At 42.2% G+C, this 16,577-nt stretch carries 9 protein-coding genes, 1 rRNA gene and 1 pseudogene; 10 read left to right on the top strand and 1 reads right to left on the bottom strand.

Translation table 11 applies throughout. The features are described from left to right. Positions 1–109 precede the first annotated feature (109 nt). Both rrf and AC1DBT_RS05765 read left to right on the top strand, forming a co-directional pair. Positions 110–225: ribosomal RNA gene (rrf, locus tag AC1DBT_RS05770) — 5S ribosomal RNA — on the top strand. A 974-nt stretch (positions 226–1,199) separates the two neighbouring features. Beyond that, positions 1,200–2,318 (top strand): acyltransferase family protein, encoded by a 1,119-nt coding sequence (locus AC1DBT_RS05765; protein ID WP_480018979.1) that lies wholly within the window; start codon positions 1,200–1,202, stop codon positions 2,316–2,318. Positions 2,319–2,714: 396 nt separating this feature from the next. On the opposite strand, the pseudogene AC1DBT_RS05760 reads toward AC1DBT_RS05765, so the two are convergent. Beyond that, positions 2,715–3,206, bottom strand: a pseudogene (locus AC1DBT_RS05760) (IS1634 family transposase); the annotation flags it as partial. A gap of 911 nt (positions 3,207–4,117) precedes the next feature. Between AC1DBT_RS05760 and AC1DBT_RS05755 the strand changes: the two are divergent. The 8 genes from AC1DBT_RS05755 to AC1DBT_RS05720 all read left to right on the top strand — a co-directional run bounded on the left by AC1DBT_RS05755 (position 4,118) and on the right by AC1DBT_RS05720 (position 16,571). Next, the gene (locus AC1DBT_RS05755) at positions 4,118–7,513 is read left to right on the top strand and encodes an AfsR/SARP family transcriptional regulator (protein WP_480018978.1); all 3,396 of its coding nucleotides are present in this window, start codon (positions 4,118–4,120) and stop codon (positions 7,511–7,513) included. A gap of 303 nt (positions 7,514–7,816) precedes the next feature. Further along, positions 7,817–10,528 (top strand): preprotein translocase subunit SecA, encoded by a 2,712-nt coding sequence (secA, locus tag AC1DBT_RS05750; protein ID WP_480018977.1) that lies wholly within the window; start codon positions 7,817–7,819, stop codon positions 10,526–10,528. Further along, positions 10,528–11,655 (top strand): peptide chain release factor 2, encoded by a 1,128-nt coding sequence (prfB, locus tag AC1DBT_RS05745; protein WP_480018976.1) that lies wholly within the window; start codon positions 10,528–10,530, stop codon positions 11,653–11,655. Before secA ends, prfB begins: the two co-directional genes overlap by 1 nt. Position 11,656: 1 nt before the next feature. After that, entirely contained in the window at positions 11,657–12,538 is an 882-nt protein-coding gene (locus tag AC1DBT_RS05740) for a YitT family protein (protein WP_480018975.1), read from the top strand. A gap of 306 nt (positions 12,539–12,844) precedes the next feature. After that, positions 12,845–13,528 carry a transaldolase family protein gene (locus AC1DBT_RS05735; RefSeq protein ID WP_480018974.1) on the top strand — a complete coding sequence of 228 codons (684 nt, stop codon included), beginning with the start codon at positions 12,845–12,847 and terminating at the stop codon, positions 13,526–13,528. 220 nt (positions 13,529–13,748) lie between these two features. Further along, positions 13,749–14,780 (top strand): cell division ATP-binding protein FtsE, encoded by a 1,032-nt coding sequence (gene ftsE, locus AC1DBT_RS05730; protein ID WP_480018973.1) that lies wholly within the window; start codon positions 13,749–13,751, stop codon positions 14,778–14,780. Further along, the gene (ftsX, locus tag AC1DBT_RS05725; RefSeq protein WP_480018972.1) at positions 14,767–15,693 is read left to right on the top strand and encodes a permease-like cell division protein FtsX; all 927 of its coding nucleotides are present in this window, start codon (positions 14,767–14,769) and stop codon (positions 15,691–15,693) included. The genes ftsE and ftsX overlap by 14 nt, the downstream gene beginning before the upstream one ends. Before the next feature lie 20 nt (positions 15,694–15,713). Further along, positions 15,714–16,571, top strand: a complete 858-nt coding sequence (locus AC1DBT_RS05720) for a hypothetical protein (RefSeq protein ID WP_480018971.1) — start codon at positions 15,714–15,716, stop codon at positions 16,569–16,571. The last annotated feature ends 6 nt before the right edge of the window (positions 16,572–16,577 follow it).

The raw sequence follows: 16,577 nt of genomic DNA, 5'->3' as shown, positions 1-16,577 counted from the left end.
CTTTTCTATTCAATGTAGATCATATGCGTCTTCTAATCAATTGTTATGCTGTATAGCTCTCAGAGTACATACTCATGTGCTCTGATTGATAATTGAATGTCCCTCGTTGGTCAGCGATTTTGGCAGGGGAGGTACACCCGGTCCCATTCCGAACCCGGAAGTTAAGCCCCCTAGCGCCGATGGTACTGCGGAGTTAGTCCGTGGGAGAGCAGGACGTCGCTGACCAACGAGGGACATTTGTATATCGAGGTTGCCTTTGCTTTAGAGTTATCTTCATCTTTCTTCTTTTTGTCTCTTGTGGGTTCGTATTGTGAGCGTCGTTTCTTTAGTTGATTTATCGTTAACGTCAATAATGCTCTTAGTTATACTGCAGAAATAGTCATTTCAATTATTCGATATATCCCTATTTATGAGTTGCATAGTGTTACTCGTTCTTTACACCTTAATTTTCGGATAATTTTGGCTTGATTTGCATTTTCTACCTGTATGAATAATTCGTAGAGCTAGTACAAGCGTGCAGAGTATCCATTGCTAATATCACTTGAATGGATGCTTTTACAATGTTTCCAAACGCTTGAGAATATGTACTGATAAAAGTCCAGAACACGTGGCAGATAGTGTCCGTGCGTCCGAGTGCTCGGGTGTGCTATTACAAACATTTCTCATAATATTCAAAAAAACCTTGTTTGACACGAGTTTTTGACCCAAAAATTCCTCTTCTGAGTGAATTTGAGAGCCGTGTCAAAAAGCCCCAATCCTTCTACCAGGCAAAATGAAAAACACGTATTTTCTTCAAGTGCCGCGCTGCCCCTGAAACTCGTGTCAAATGGGGTATTTTCAAATTTTTCTGACTTGGTTTTGTATGACCCCAGCCCCCCCACGTCTCCGAGAATGTGCGTCCAACAGACAAACTTCCAGGTTAATCCATCAGAACACGTTTCATAGCATTCTCAACGCTTAAACTTACAATTCGAAGCGCTTGTAATGCGGTCATGTCATGCTTCTGCTTCTAAAGTACAAGGGCGCCAGTATCTATTGCCCACCAGACCAAAAGAGTAGATGCATTTTCTATAAATTTGCTACAACTTAGCTATACAAGTGGCAAAATATAGTTGCGAGTGAAAAATATCTTGGCATGCAAACCACTCTTGAACACTTATTCTTAGCAGGAGAGCTTCTACAAGCAAACAAGGAACTATATGAAGACACGAAATTCAAGCATAGAGCTGCTGAGAATCCTTGCTATGGTCATGGTTATTGCGTATCACATATTTTTTCACTGTATCAAAATTCAGCTCACCGATCCTACATCCATCGCACAACTCGGTAATTATTGGTATTGTCAGCCAGTATTTGCAAAAAGACTCGGTATCTTAGCGCTTATATCACCTATGGGGCAAGTAGGAAACGCCATTTTTCTCATCATTTCTGGGTATTTTATGGCGCATAAACAGTCAATCGACCTTGGAAAAATATCAAAGAAGTTGCTCCTTCAAATGGGCTTTTCTACGCTCGTACTTGGTTTTGCCTCGATAGTACTCTATCGAAGCGAATGCGGGAAGCACCTTACGTTGATAGATTTCAATGCGTTCAACTGGATGTCGTGGTATGCAGGCTATTACTTCTTGGTAATGGTACTAGCTCAACTATTCCTCAATAAACTACTTGCACGCTGGGACAGAAAAACATATTTTATGTGTACCATCACACTGTTTGCTCTTGTGCAGCTGTCCTGGAGCGCGAGTCTCATAGATAACATAGGGGTTGGTCAAACGCTTGCTATTGGCGTTTTTTTCTATATGCTCGGCGGATATATCAAACGTTTCGATCCATTTCGCTCGGTCAAAACATGGGTTATACCTGCAGTTCTTATCGTGCTAAATCTATTTGTTCTAGCTAATTATTATATCTGCACAGCGGCAAAAATCATTGCATACAATCCCGATGGAGGGGCGCTCTTCACGCCTGACATCCCTCTCTATGTGTGGCCTAGACAGCTGATACCTATTCTTATGAGTATAGCCCTCTTTGAGCTCTTTAGGCGCATTACTATTCCCACTAATCGCATCATCAATTTCATAGCGGCTTCTACGTTTATGGTCTATTTGCTGCATGATAGCAAGCTCTTCTACGCGTTGTGGAGCTGGGAAAACTGGGTATCTCTTCTTCATAATGCGCTCGGACAATTTGCGGTAAGATATATCATCTGTACGCTTGCAAGCTTTGCAGCAGGTCTTGTATGTTATTGCTTGTACGTGCTTGCAAGTAAAGTCATTGCGTTCAGTAAACCGCTGATACTTCGCGAGCCGACAAAATAATCGTCTACGCTTGTGCTAGCTCAGCATGTAATGATGGCGGTACAGCTTTCATGGTATGCACATATAGCTGTGCATACGTGATTAATAAGCGCGTGGGAGCACACGCAAACTCAAAAAACAGCCACGAGCCCACCATAAGCTCACTATCAGCTTATCATCACTCCACCATTGAGCCATAGGACAAAAAGTGTGTAAATAACCTGGCTTTGGTATCCAACATTCAAAAATGGTGCTAGTCAAATAGTCTGATCCTACAACTAATCACAAAAGAAAGCATACAAGCGATCAATAAGGGAGCTTGATTGAAATCAGGCTCCCTTTCCTTTATCTTGCACTTTGCTTCCACTCTGCTTACACTTTGCAGCTAGTAATCCGTTCAATTTGTTTAGGTGATAATTAATAATTGGTTAGAGGGAGATCAAACATGTGCTCCAATTCTGCAATAAGAGGTGTGAGTCTTGTTCTGTTCACATGCTTGCTTTTGTCTTTTACTACTCTAAACTCCTTGAAGAAACGAAATAGATCGCTTGATGAAAAGCTGTTATGAAGCACTTTAAATTGCAAGATACGCTCAAGCAACACAGTCAGACAACAGATGAGAAAGTGCTCTTTGATACTATCCTCTTTCTGGAGATATACAGGTCGTGCATCTAAATCTGTTTTCATGACTCTAAACGACTCTTCAATCCTCCACAGATTGTGATAGATCTCGTACATGCATCTTTCATCTATGTCTATTTCAGAAGTAACAAGCAGATTGTAGCCTGCAAACATTCGATCTTTCTCTATTGCCTCATGATTGATAGAAGCTATACCTTTTTCTCCATCCTTATCGGTAAAATCTACGTATTTACCTACTTCTCCGCATTCGCTACGTTTGGCGCGGGCATAGCTTTGCGCTCCTGCCTTTTTATCTTTGAAAGTTCTTTAATCGACTTAGAGAAAAGGTATGTATCCTTATTCATCCTTGCAAAGGCAATGTTTTGTACACAATTTAAGCCTTTATCTGCTACATGAATGGTTCTGCCTGAAATGTTATTCTTCGCTTTAAGAGAGGCAATAACATCTCGCATAACAGGCTTTTCAGATTTGTATCTTGGATATACCTTCATAGCAATAGGAATTTGATTGTGATCAAGCAATAATCCGAGAAAAAATTAATCTTGTTATGTATAAAAGTGATAAATACCTCGTTTTACGATGCAATTTATTCTTTACGTTATGTGTACGCGATCTAAGGATTCTAGCGCTAACTTTCTAATGTTAACTTCTAAAGATGGGTTCTGTGCTCTTACTTTTATTCTGAGCCTTATTCTTATTCCCTTAGTGGTTTTAGTCATTCGTTACACCTTAATTTTTCAGGTAATTTTGGCGTGGTTTGAGCATTTTTTGGCTTCTATACATACCGCTTACCGAAAAATAACCGCCATTCATCGATACCAAAATTACGCATTTTCACGCCTTTTTCGCATATTCTCTTGTATTCGCATAAACTGTTAGTTGAAGATAACTTTATTTTTAAAGCCCAGAATTTTTTATTTCAAAATTTCCATGTTACGAGCTTTGTGCATTTTTTCTTATAACTTCGTGCAAGTTTGTTGCAAGTTTTCATTTTTTATTGTACAAAACTGAATTTTTCTAAAAAAAGATTTTAAATTTACAAAAACTTTTAAATTTACTCTTGCATTTTTCTTTCAGATTACTTTTAGTTTCAGTCAAGTTATGTCTTTACCTTTGTTCGTTTAAGGACGCAACTTACAAAAATATTGTTTTTCCATACCTGAATGGAGATGATTGATATGTGCTATTATTCGGATACATTGAACAACGGTGTGATTTCTGTTTTATCTGCAGATGAACCTTGTTTTACCTCAGGATCTATTACTTTGCTTCCTCGTAAGACCCTGTTAGAAAAATTTGTACCTGATGATGTAACGCAAGGCGATATTCTCCTTCTTAATGCGGCTCACGGCTTTGGTAAAGCTTTTTGTTTAAATGCTTTATTACACTACTATGAATCGCACGATTATGAGGTTTTAAATTTTGACCTTTCTAAATGCTCAAAACAGAATATGATTCCCTTTTTTGAGCGTCTTTACGGCAAGTTTACAAGGAAAGATCTATCCAAACATCATTATTTTGTTGCATTTAGTCACGTTTACACATTTGATCCTGCTGTTCATGAGCTGTTTATTCGCGTTGTTTCACTACTCTTTAACAGCAAGAATCGAGTTTTAATTACCACGCGTCCGCAATATTTATATTTCTATCGTAAGCTTTATCCATTAGCTCATCTTGTAAATAAATCGGACTTAGCTGCTCAAGTTGATGATTCGTGTAAGGGTCTTTTGCAGGCAACTCACAATATTCCTGTGTTATGCGCTGCACTTTTGCATGATAGGGAAAGTGAGCGAGACGTTTACGACAATAAATCTGCGTACTTAAGCACGCTTTATGACTATGTGCATTATTATGTATACGATTACGCGAATCACCTGGCGCCGAGTTATCAAGATCGTAATTATATGCCTGCGCTTCTTTCGTTATTTGGTTTGGGCGCAGGAAAGACAGACGAACTCGATTTTATATCCAAAAAACTTAATATTAGTTTTGCAGATATTAAAGAACAGGCTCTCTTGGAAGACGGGTTCATTGAGTTTAATGTTTATACATCAACCTTTGAGGTTGCAGGTTTATGCGATGATTATATTTGGCAATCCTTTATACAAGGTTTTGCAAGCTACTATAAGAGTTTTCCTGAGCTGTTATGGCTTTTAGCTGCTGTGTTGGCGCAACGAGGTTCATATGCGAGATGCGCTACTGTTCTTAATCTTGTAAAGGATCTTTCCTCGATTCAAACAAATACAAGCATTTTGTGCGGCGATCATAGTCTACTTATCCAGGAATGCATGCGCCGCCTTTTGAATCGTGGACATGGTCTGATTGTTTCTTCACAAACCGAAGCAGTAGACTTCTTATTAACGGTTACTCGTTCTACGTGTGCAAAGACTTGGAGTTTTCAATTTTTGGAGCAAGCTTATAGTCTGCTTTCTGATGGATACCTTAACAAATATCTCAATGAAGTTCACGAGGGCGCTTCAAAGGCTTCTGCCGCGTCTGCCGCATCTGCCGAGTCTATCGAGCTTACCGAGCATTCCGCATCTACCGAGTCCGTTGTCTCTGCGTCGTCTGGGCAGCTTGATGCTGCAGCATCACATTCACAAAAAATTGACGGGCTACCAGTTGTTTCGCTTCATAAACGTATCCCTTATGTTACTGAGAAAACACCAGATTATCTTGCCTATGTTGACACCGTTCGCGCACTGGAATATTTAAAAAGTGCCTGTCGCTTATCTAAGGACGCATATGGTTGTACCATGCGTTTTTCTAAATCACGCGCACCTTTAGTGCATCATGTTGCGCATAGCATTAACTTACTTGAGCAGGGTGATTTTCTCAAAGTAATTCATCATGCAAGTTTAAATTCGTCGGAGTCTGCATCTCAAAATTTATTCGATATTTTGGATAATCATACCAAATATTATGCGTATGCCATGCTTGGACTTTCTCCTGAGGGAGTTTGCCTTGAATCAGCATCCGAAAAATGTCTACGTAACTTGTGCCAAAATTCGCCTTTAGACTCCTATGTTGGATTTTTTGATGAGTTGGTTGCCATGTTGTCGCATATGAAACCCCTATTTATTAGAGGAGAACATGCAATTCAATTTGCCCATGAGCATTATGATAAAACATTTGAAACCATCTTCTATATAGGCGATGCAATTCAGAAACTTTTACAAGAAATGCCACAAAGAGCCTATGCCCAGGCTCAAATGGGCTATACGCTGGCGCAAACCATACACGAGCCCTATTTGCAGCAGCTCGCATTTCTTGTATGCTTGTGTGCGCGACTTTTGTCTAAAGAACAGATCCATAAGAAGGATATAAATTGTTGTGAGGGATTTTTTAAAGATGTTGCGTGCTTGGTGTTATACAGTAGTTCTTGCGCGGATGATTCATTGCCAATTTCCGAGAAATTTACAAAGTTGCGCCATATAACAGGTACTCCTTCAAGAAACATGGCGTGGATTTATGCAATGGTATATAGACTTTTACCAGCTTGTTCTGCTGAGCTCATACAAAACACGCCGCTTTCTTGGAAAAGGGCATTTTCGCAATTTATGAAAGCAGTGTATGGTGATTTCTCATGGGAGCATATGCAAACAGCAGGTATCAACTTGATTGAATCTGATGAGGCAAAAAGACTTGCGTCCGGACAATCGAATCCAAAAATCAATCATGTACAAGATCAACTTGGCCTAGCTTATGATTTGCCATCATCCATGTCCATGCGTCATGAATTATCTTATGATAGGCGTGTTTTGATACGCTGTCTTGATCGATTTTCTGTTTCGGTAGATGGCGTAGCGGTAGATACGCGTCTGTTGCAAAAGCGTCATGTCAATCAGTTACTTGGCTATTTGTCGTTTTGTCCACAGCATCGATCCAATAGATATAACCTTATTAGTGCCCTTTGGGGAGATTGCGATTTTGAATATGGCATGGTAAGGCTCTATGAAACCATGAGTGCAGCACGCAAGGCTTTGCAGGCAAAACTGTTACCTCAAAATCCTTTGCGCGTTAATAAAAATGAAGGAATGGTTTTCTTAAACGATGAAATAATTATTTGTGATGTTGATGTATTTGAACGTATCGCTCAAGCCGTTATCAACGAAGGAATGGACGATCTTACTTTGATAGATCAGGGATGTCGTGCGTTGAGCATGTTTGGCTCGGGCGTTGACCTTTCTATTAATGATATTACCGGTAGATTTTACAACCGATTTGAAGAGGTTCAAAATCTCTTTATTACGGTTTCTGAGCTCGTTAGTAATGCCGCATTTAGACAGGGTAGAATACGCCTGGCCTTGCGCGTGATGCAAACAGCCTTTTCGCAAGCACCTCTTCGCGAAGATATTGTATATCGCATGTTAGAACTGTTGGCACTTAATGGAAGATCAGCAGAGATCCCTCGCTATCTCAACATATATAAAGCGCAGCTGCATGCTATTGGCGTGAGAGAAATTCCGCAGGCTATTGAGCAGTTTGCTCGTAAAAATACACGGAAATCTTCTGTGCGGCGTAAGACTTCTGTGCCTGTTGACATGTTTGGCATTGATCGGTTACAAAATTAGAATCACGAGTTGTTGAAGGTTCGCGCATTTGTGCGACACCCTCAAAAACAACTTAGGTATACAAAATAAACTAAACATGAAAATACAGAGAGATAGATTATGTAAAGAACTGAATAGTTTAGCTGTGCATATGGCTTATTCAAAGGACAGGTCATGCTCATACTTTTTGTGGTGATTACGCGCAATTTTTTATAACAAATTTGTGCGATAGCTGCTGAGATGTTCATGAAGACATTTAATTGCTAAAATAGTAGCGATTAAACGTAAGAGTTTGTTTCTCTTTGATAGTACAAAAGGATTAGTATGCCGAACTTATTTTCACGCCTTCTTTCTCGAGGAGCTGATAAGCAATTAAAAGAATTTAAACAAATTGCTCAGTTAGTAAACGACCAAGAACAGGCTACTCAGAGTTTGAGCGACGAACAGCTCCAACATAAAACTCAGGAATTTAAAGAACGGTTTGCTAATGGGGAAACGCTTGATGCGCTGTTGCCCGAGGCATTTGCTGCTGTGCGCGAGGCTTCGCGTCGTGTTTTGGGCATGCGTCACTTTGACGTTCAGGTTATTGGAGGTATCGCGCTTCACAACGGTACCATTGCTGAAATGAAAACAGGAGAAGGTAAGACTCTTGTATCAACATTAGCTGGATATCTTAATGCCATACCCGAGAAGGGTGTGCACATCGTTACGGTTAATGACTATCTTGCACGTCGTGACAGTCAGCAAATGGGGCAAATTTATCGTTTCATGGGAATGAGCGTTGGATTGCTTCAAAACGGCATGCAACTTTCTGACAAAAAGCCATCGTACAGTGCCGATATAACCTATGGTACTAATTCAGAATTTGGTTTTGATTATTTGCGCGACAATATGGTTACGCAAGCTTCGCAACGTGTTCAACGCGGCCATCATTTTGCAATCGTCGATGAGGTTGACTCAATTTTAATCGATGAAGCACGTACGCCACTTATTATTTCGGGTGCAGGTACTAAGTCGGCTACAACGTATAAGGATTTTGCGCGTGCGGTTCGTGATCTTAAACCCGAAGTTGATTTTGACATGGACGAAGCAAAGCATACTATTGCAGCTACAGACTTAGGTTTGAAAAAAATTGAAACACGATTGGGCATAGATAACATTTATGCCGACATGAGTGGACAGCTTGTTAATCACTTGCAACAGGCCCTCAAAGCTCAGTATATGTTCCATCGCGACCAGCAATATGTTGTTGCGGACGGCGAAGTAAAAATTGTCGATGAATTTACCGGACGTATTATGGAGGGTCGCCGCTATTCAGAAGGTCTTCACCAGGCCATTGAAGCAAAAGAAGGCGTGTACGTTCGCGAAGAAAATCAAACGTTGGCAACCATTACTCTTCAAAATTATTTCCGCTTGTATGACAAGTTGTCAGGCATGACAGGAACTGCCATGACCGAGGATGCTGAGTTTAGAGAGATTTACCATCTTCCAGTGCAAGCTATTCCACCTAATCGTCCTGTTCAGCGTCGTGACCTTGATGACCTGGTGTATAGAACGGTTGACGCAAAGTTTAACGCCGTCGCACAAGATGTGATTAGGCGCCATTTAACAGGGCAACCCTGCCTAGTTGGTACTGTTTCTATTGAAAGCTCTGAGAAACTTTCTCGAATTTTGGATAAACGCGGCATCAAGCACGAAGTTTTAAACGCAAAATTTCACGAGCGCGAAGCACAAATTGTTGCGCAAGCTGGTCGTGAGGGTGCTGTTACTATTGCAACCAACATGGCTGGACGTGGTACCGATATTCTTTTGGGCGGAAACCCTGATGAACTTGCACGTGAATTTATGCGCGAACAGGGGATGAATCCTGATGAGGTCGATGCAGCAATATTTAATGAATTCAAAACTCGTGCTAAAGAAATCTGTGATAGGGAAAAGAAGGAAGTTTTAGCTGCAGGTGGATTATGCGTTATCGGAACAGAGCGTCATGAAAGCAGGCGTATTGACAATCAGCTCCGCGGACGTTCTGGCCGTCAAGGCGACCCTGGTGTAACACAATTTTATCTTTCGCTCGATGATGACCTCATGCGTCTTTTTGGTGGGGATCGCATGGATCGTATTGCTGCACTTATGGAAAAATATCAAATGCCTGATGATATGCCCATTAAAGCAAAATTGGTTACCAAGGCAGTAGAAGGCGCCCAGCGCAAAGTTGAGGAAATTAACTTTGCTATGCGTAAAAATGTTCTTGACTACGACGACGTTATGAATACTCAGCGTCAGGTTATTTACGAAGAGCGCAATAAGATTTTAGACGGCAAAGATTTGGTTTCTCATATCCATGAAGTTACGCAAGATACTGTGGAGCGCTTTACCACCCATTTTTGCTCACAAGAGCTTGATCCCGACGATTGGGATTTAGAGGGTCTTAAAAAGTGGATGAGCGATCTTACTGGTAACGATAATGTACCCGATTTACCAGATTCAGGATCGTATGATGAGCTGGTTGATTTTGTTTACGATTTTGTTGAGGATTGTTATCGTGAAAAATCGGAGCGCTTGTCGGATGACATTATGAAAGAGCTGTCTGCTCAGGTTATGCTTCGCGTTATCGATACGCGGTGGATGGCATATCTGCAGGAAATGGACTACTTGAAAACCGGAATTGGTTTGCGCGGCTTTGGACAAAGAGATCCGCTTGTTGAATATAAGACAGAAGCGTTTGCGGCGTTTACCGAATTGGTTAACACCATGTACGAGGACTTTTTACGCACTATTTTGCATATTGAGCTTATGGCCTCACCTGCACCTCGCGAATCCTCAAATTTGGAGCGCGCGCAGTATTCGGGTCCTTCTGATGTTGATGGCGATCATGGCCCTAAACATTTTAGGGATTTAGAAAATCCTCACGCAAACGAAAAGCCTGCTCCCTATCAAAAAGATGAACGGGATCCTTATGCGCAAGCTGGTCGTAATGATGAGTGCCCTTGTGGCAGTGGTCTTAAGTTTAAAAATTGTCACGGCAGGAACAGGTAATGAATGATTCCTGTGTTGAAAGCTTTACCACATCTGATCTGCATGAGCTTGGATTGCGCTGCAAAAAAGTGGGTGCGTATCTACACATAGATGAAATTCGTGCTGAGGTAGATGAACTTGAAACGCAAGCTGGTGAAGCTACGTTTTGGAGTGATTCGACGCATGCCACTGAAGTTATGGCGCAGCTTGGCGCGCTTAAAGAAAAGCTTAATCAGTATGACAGTGCTCATAAGCTCTTACTTGACGTGCAGGCGGCTTTTGAGCTTGCAGACACGTCTTCCCAAGACGATGAAATGCTTATTGAAGCAAGACGGCTTGCAAACAAGCTTACCGATGTGCTTGATAATTTAGAGCTTAATACTTGGTTTAATGATGAATTTGATACGGGTGCGGCTATCGTTACAATTACACCAGGTCAAGGCGGTCTTGAGGCGCAGGATTGGTGCGACATGCTCTTTAAGATGTACCTGCACTATTGCGAGCGTAAATCATGGAGCGTTGATATTAACGACGCACCAGTAGGTGAGGTTATCGGCATTGATCGCGCAACGTTTACCGTAACGGGTAAGAACGCCTATGGTATGTTGCGCGCCGAGCAAGGCGTTCATCGTCTTGTGCGCATTTCTCCTACCGATGCAAAAAAACGTCGACAAACGACCTTTGCAGGTGTTGAAGTTTTGCCTGTGCTTCCTCAGACTATTGAAGTACAGATTGACACCCAAGATATAAGAATTGATGTATACCATGCGTCTGGTCCTGGTGGCCAAGGCGTTAATACCACAGATTCTGCGGTGAGGATTACCCATCTTCCCACTGGAATTGTGGTAACGTGCCAAAATGAGCGTAGCCAGCTGCAAAACAAAGCTGCTGCTATGCAAATTCTACGTAGTAAGCTGTATGAACTCGAAAAGCAACGCCGCGAGGAAGAGCTTGATGATTTGCGCGGTCCTAAACACGATATCTCCTGGGGAAACCAGATTAGAAATTATATTTTATATCCTTTTCAACTGGTAAAAGACACACGTACCCAAGTTGAAACGGGAAATGTGGATGCAGTTTTGCAAGAGGGGGATTTGGATCAATTTATTATTGCCTATCATAGATGGGCAAGTGAGCGGAGGGGATAACATGCTTTCTGATATTTCGTGGCGCCGTGTGTTAACAGAGAGTTTTTTGGTTATTTTGGGCTCTGCTATTTATGCCGTAGGTGTTGATATTTTTGAAATTCCAAACGGTTTGGCTGCGGGCGGTTTAACGGGTCTTGCAACCATTTTTGCTGCGGTTGCCGCAGAGTTTGGAATTCTTGCTCCTGTTGGTTTACAAACAATTTTGATGAACGTGGCATTGTTGACGTTCGTGGTCGTTACTACTCACGACTGGACATATGTTGCTCGAAGTATTTTTGGTATCTTAGTATCTGGTTTTTTTACCGACCTCTTTGCGCCGCTTGTTCCGCATCTTGCCGCTGGCGAGCTATTACTTGCTTCGATCTGGGGCGGTGTAATAGTAGGTGTGGGAATCGGCATTGTGTTTAGATCGGGCGGCAATACGGGCGGCACGGACATAATTTGTCAGTTGTTGGCAAAACACACTGGTATTGCGCTTGGTACGCTTACCATTATTGTCGATGGTGCTATTGTATTGGCGTCGGTGCCAGTGTTTTCTGTACGAAATGCGCTCTACGCAACAATCGCAATGTATATTACGGGTAAGGTTATCGATGCCGTGGTAGACGGCCCTAATACTTCGCGCGTGGCATATATTATTTCTGATCGACATGCTCAGATTGCCAATGAGATTTTATACACCTTGGGTAGAGGCTGCACCGAGCTGCAAGCACGCGGCGTTTGGAGCGGCAATAATAAGCCCATGCTTATGTGCGTGCTGTCACGTGCAGAAAGTTTGCGGCTTAAACAAATTGTGGCAGAAATCGATACTGAGGCTATTGTGATTGTGTCAGAGGTGCATGAAGCTTTTGGCGAAGGTTTTGGTCAAATTTCGTCTTCGTAAAGCTACTAACAGTGGACACGGTTTACGCGTGCGTTTGACTATTTAGTTGCTTATATGCTTTGAATTGTTTATATTCCTTAAGCCGCTTATATGCCTTAAAAGAACACGTACTATTTGTATAACTTGTTGCAATCGTTTGTTGGTTTTGTGTACACACATTTATTTTTTGCAAATGATAAAACGTTTAACCTAATAAAGATACCATCGAGCGAAAACGCGCACAAGTTACGTGTTTACACTGCGCAACTTTTGTACAATACCTTATAGGTGCATAAAGATTGCACAAGCTGACAGAAGGAGCAACGTATGAAATTCTTTATTGATACCGCTAATTTAGACGAAATTCGCGAAGCTGCTCAGTGGGGTGTGTTGTCTGGCGTTACCACTAATCCAAGTTTGTATGCAAAAACTGGAGGAAAACTATCTGACTTTGAAGACCACATGAAAAAGATCTGTGAGATCGTAGGAAAAGATGTCCCAGTTTCGGCTGAGTCGTGTGCATCTACCACCGAGGAAATGATTGCCGACGGTAAACGTTTAAGCGCACTTGCTCCTAATATCTGCGTTAAGTTGCCCATTTGCGAGGCTTCTTTGCCTGCAACTCATGAACTTGCAGCATGCGGTATTCGTGTAAACATGACTCTTATTTTTAGCGTCACGCAAGCACTTCTTGCAGCTCGTGCAGGCGCACGTTATATTTCTCCGTTTGTTGGTCGTTTTGATGACATTGCAGAAGATGGAATTGACCAGCTTGCTAATGTTGTTGATGCAGTTAAAAATTATTCATACGGTTACTGGGAAGAAGAGGGCGGCCCCGAAATTATTACCGCTTCAGTTCGTACGCCGTATCACGTTGCACAAGCAGCGCTTTTAGGTGCTGATATTGCTACGATTCCGTTTGCAGCGCTTAAGAAGTGCGTCCATCATCCTTTGACCGATCAAGGTCTTGCCAGCTTTGCGCGCGATTGGGAGAAAGTTAAGAATGCGTAAAACTCCTTCGTATAAGCAAACAAAGATCTAGGTATCGTGGCGTGTGCATGTTGTGTGTATTTAGACGCCTCTCCATTAAAGTTCCTCGTGGCGCGCAAGATTTTGTCCCGATCTTGCGCGCTTTTTGTTCGGACAACTGAAGTGCACTGTTGGAATATCTTGCAGATTTTTGTTAGAATAAGCACAGGTATCTATAAATTTACTAGATTAAGGAGCTTCTGTGGCAAACCACTTTCGTGGCAGTGAACAAAGCGGCGAAGCTGATGTGCAAGTTACTCAAGATCAAAATCGTGACGTAATGAGTGATACTGCGCATGAACAGCTTCATCAAAGCGAACCACTGTCCGTTTCGCAAGAAGAACAAACGCAGCATAAGACACTTGAAGTGCAGACAGCTCAGGAGATGCAGACACCTTATCCAAGTGCACAACAGGGTTTAGATAGCAGTGCTCAAGCACATAATCCAGCCGATAATCCGCAAAACGGGTTTACGCAGGTTTTTGCGCCTCTTTCTCAACCTTCTGCGCCTGCGGTTGCAAAAACGGGAAAACCAACAATTGCTTTAAGAGATGTAAGCTTAGTTTATCCCGCACAAAAAGATAAGCCGGCATTAAGCCATGTAACTCTTGATATTTATCCGGGAGAGTTTGCATTTGTGGTTGGACATTCAGGTTCGGGAAAGTCAACGTTTTTAAAGCTTTTAACGCGTGAGTTGCGTGCAACTAAGGGCAAAGTTATTGTTGCAGGCCATGATTTAACTGTTATGCGCAACTGGAAAGTTCCCTATTTACGTCGTCAAATTGGTACGGTATATCAAGACTTTAAGCTTTTACCAGATAAAACAGTTTACGAAAACGTCGCATTCGCGCTTGAATGCATCGGAAAGCCAAAGTCTGTTATTCGCGCACAAGTACCCGAGGTTTTGCGCCTTGTTGGTTTGGGCGAAAAAATGTCTCACTATCCCGATCAGCTTTCTGGTGGTGAGCAGCAGCGTGTGTCTGTTGCGCGTGCTATGGTAAATAGACCGCCACTTTTGGTGTGTGACGAGCCTACGGGTAATCTTGATCCGGCCATTTCGCTGGGTATTATGAAACTACTTGACCGCATTAATCATGCAGGTACCACTGTTGTTATGGCAACGCATGACCGCGAGATGGTTGATTCTATGCGCAAGCGTGTAATTGCGCTTGAAGCAGGTCAGGTTGTTCGCGATCAAGAGAAGGGAGGCTACGGTTTTTATGGTGCTCTCTAATTTAGGCTATTCATTTCGCGAGGTAGGAAGACACTTTAGGCGTAACTGGTCTACCGTCCTTGGCGCTATAATCACCATATTTTTATCACTGTTTGTCATTGGTTTGTTTACCATTGCCTCTGCCTTTGTAGCAAATATGGTTGGTACGGTTGAAAATCAAGTAACCATACAGGCATTTTTGTCTGACAATGCAGATCAAAGCGATGTTAATGCGCTTAAAAAGAAAATTGAAGGCTGGGATAGTGTAAAAACTGTAACGTACAAAAGCAAAGAAGAAGCTTTGGCTGAGTACAAGCAAACCATGAGCAATAGAAATGCTGCTGACGCAGTAGCTGCTTTGGATGGAGAAAATCCAGTTCCAGCTTCGTTGGTCATTAATTTGAATGATCCGCAAAGCGTTGAAAACGTTGCGACAAAGCTTGTAGATGACGCTACCTTTAAAAAGGTTGCTGATGATGCCGATAAACCATCGTCTTCTGTGCAGTATGGCCGCGAAACAGTGGAGCGTCTCTTTAGCGTAACCAATTACTTGCGTGTTGGAACTATTGCGCTTATTGTGATGCTTGCCTTTATTGCATTTATCTTTATTAACAACACCATTCGCCTGGCAATTTCTGCTCGTCGTCGTGAAATTGCTATTATGCGTCTTGTTGGTGCGTCCAATGGGTTTATTCGTGGACCCTTTATGTTAGAAGGTATGCTTGAGGCATTTATTGGTGCACTGTTAAGCATTGCGGTTTTGCAAACTGGATTAGCGTTTGTAATCCCAACGCTACAATCGAGCCTGCAATTTTTAACCTTTGAGCTTTCTTTGGAAGTGCTGCTTGCAACATATGGTGCTTTAATTCTTATAGGTCTTTTAATTGGTATGTTTGGTTCTATTATTGCAATGAGACGCTATCTTAAGGTGTAGGCGTATACGGGAGTGAGTCTGTGTCATTTATCGATATAAACCAATCCAATTTGGCAGATGAATTATTGGTTGCCGAAAGCCTTTTGTGCCAAGGGGAAGACGATCAAGCGCTTGAGCTCTTGCATAGTCTTGCTGATGATGCGGAAAGCTATATTGCAGCAAATTGTGAAGCGTCTGCTCATGATCAGTGGTTTTCCTTTAATGACATGTTTGAACATTTGGCGTATGCGCGTCTTGAAAATGACCCACGTACCATCCATGATGTGGCTGAACCCTTCTCGCGTATGTATGCCGATTTAGCGCTGGCGTATGCTCATAAAGATAATAAGGAGTTGGCACGTGAGGCGCTTAAGCAGGCCGTTCGCTGGAATCCTTTGGATTGCGCTGCGCGTCTTAATTTAGCAGACGTGTATCGTCTTTTGGGCAATCACGATGAGTACCTAGCTCTTAGCTATTCTGTTTTGGAGCGTGCAAGTTATGTTGATCATCTTGCACGCGCATTTTGCAATTTTGTTGCCTTGTATCGTGATAAAGGCGATACAGATGTAGCTGCTGCGCTTACGCATGTGATTAAAAGGCTTGATTCGCACGATGGTAGAGTATGCGCGCTTATTCACGAGGTTGCCGATACCGATTTAGACGCAGACCGGCTTAGCGACGCCCAAGCGCACGAGCTTTTGGAGCAAAATCAACTTCCCGACGGAGCCAATGCTGATATTGTGTTATGTCTGCTTACGGCGGCTGATATTCAGCGCAAGCATGGTGATGACCATGAGGCTACTAATCTAACGCTTAGAGCAGTTCATTTGGTAGGCGAAGATATGGTGTATAAACTTCTTAATGAACTTCGCCAAAACGCCAAATCTGAGCAGAATTAAGGATGT

The organism is Fannyhessea sp. C0108B2 (genome assembly GCF_056583915.1).
Note: the sequence above shows the minus strand (reverse complement) of the source record. Positions and strands in the feature narration are given on the sequence as shown.

Coding starts and splice junctions, on each gene's coding strand:
- AC1DBT_RS05735 (WP_480018974.1), top strand. CDS start 12,845: ATGAAATTCTTTATTGATACCGCTAATTTAGACGAAATTCGCGAAGCT.
- secA (WP_480018977.1), top strand. CDS start 7,817: ATGCCGAACTTATTTTCACGCCTTCTTTCTCGAGGAGCTGATAAGCAA.
- AC1DBT_RS05755 (WP_480018978.1), top strand. CDS start 4,118: ATGTGCTATTATTCGGATACATTGAACAACGGTGTGATTTCTGTTTTA.
- ftsX (WP_480018972.1), top strand. CDS start 14,767: ATGGTGCTCTCTAATTTAGGCTATTCATTTCGCGAGGTAGGAAGACAC.
- prfB (WP_480018976.1), top strand. CDS start 10,528: ATGAATGATTCCTGTGTTGAAAGCTTTACCACATCTGATCTGCATGAG.
- AC1DBT_RS05740 (WP_480018975.1), top strand. CDS start 11,657: ATGCTTTCTGATATTTCGTGGCGCCGTGTGTTAACAGAGAGTTTTTTG.
- AC1DBT_RS05765 (WP_480018979.1), top strand. CDS start 1,200: ATGAAGACACGAAATTCAAGCATAGAGCTGCTGAGAATCCTTGCTATG.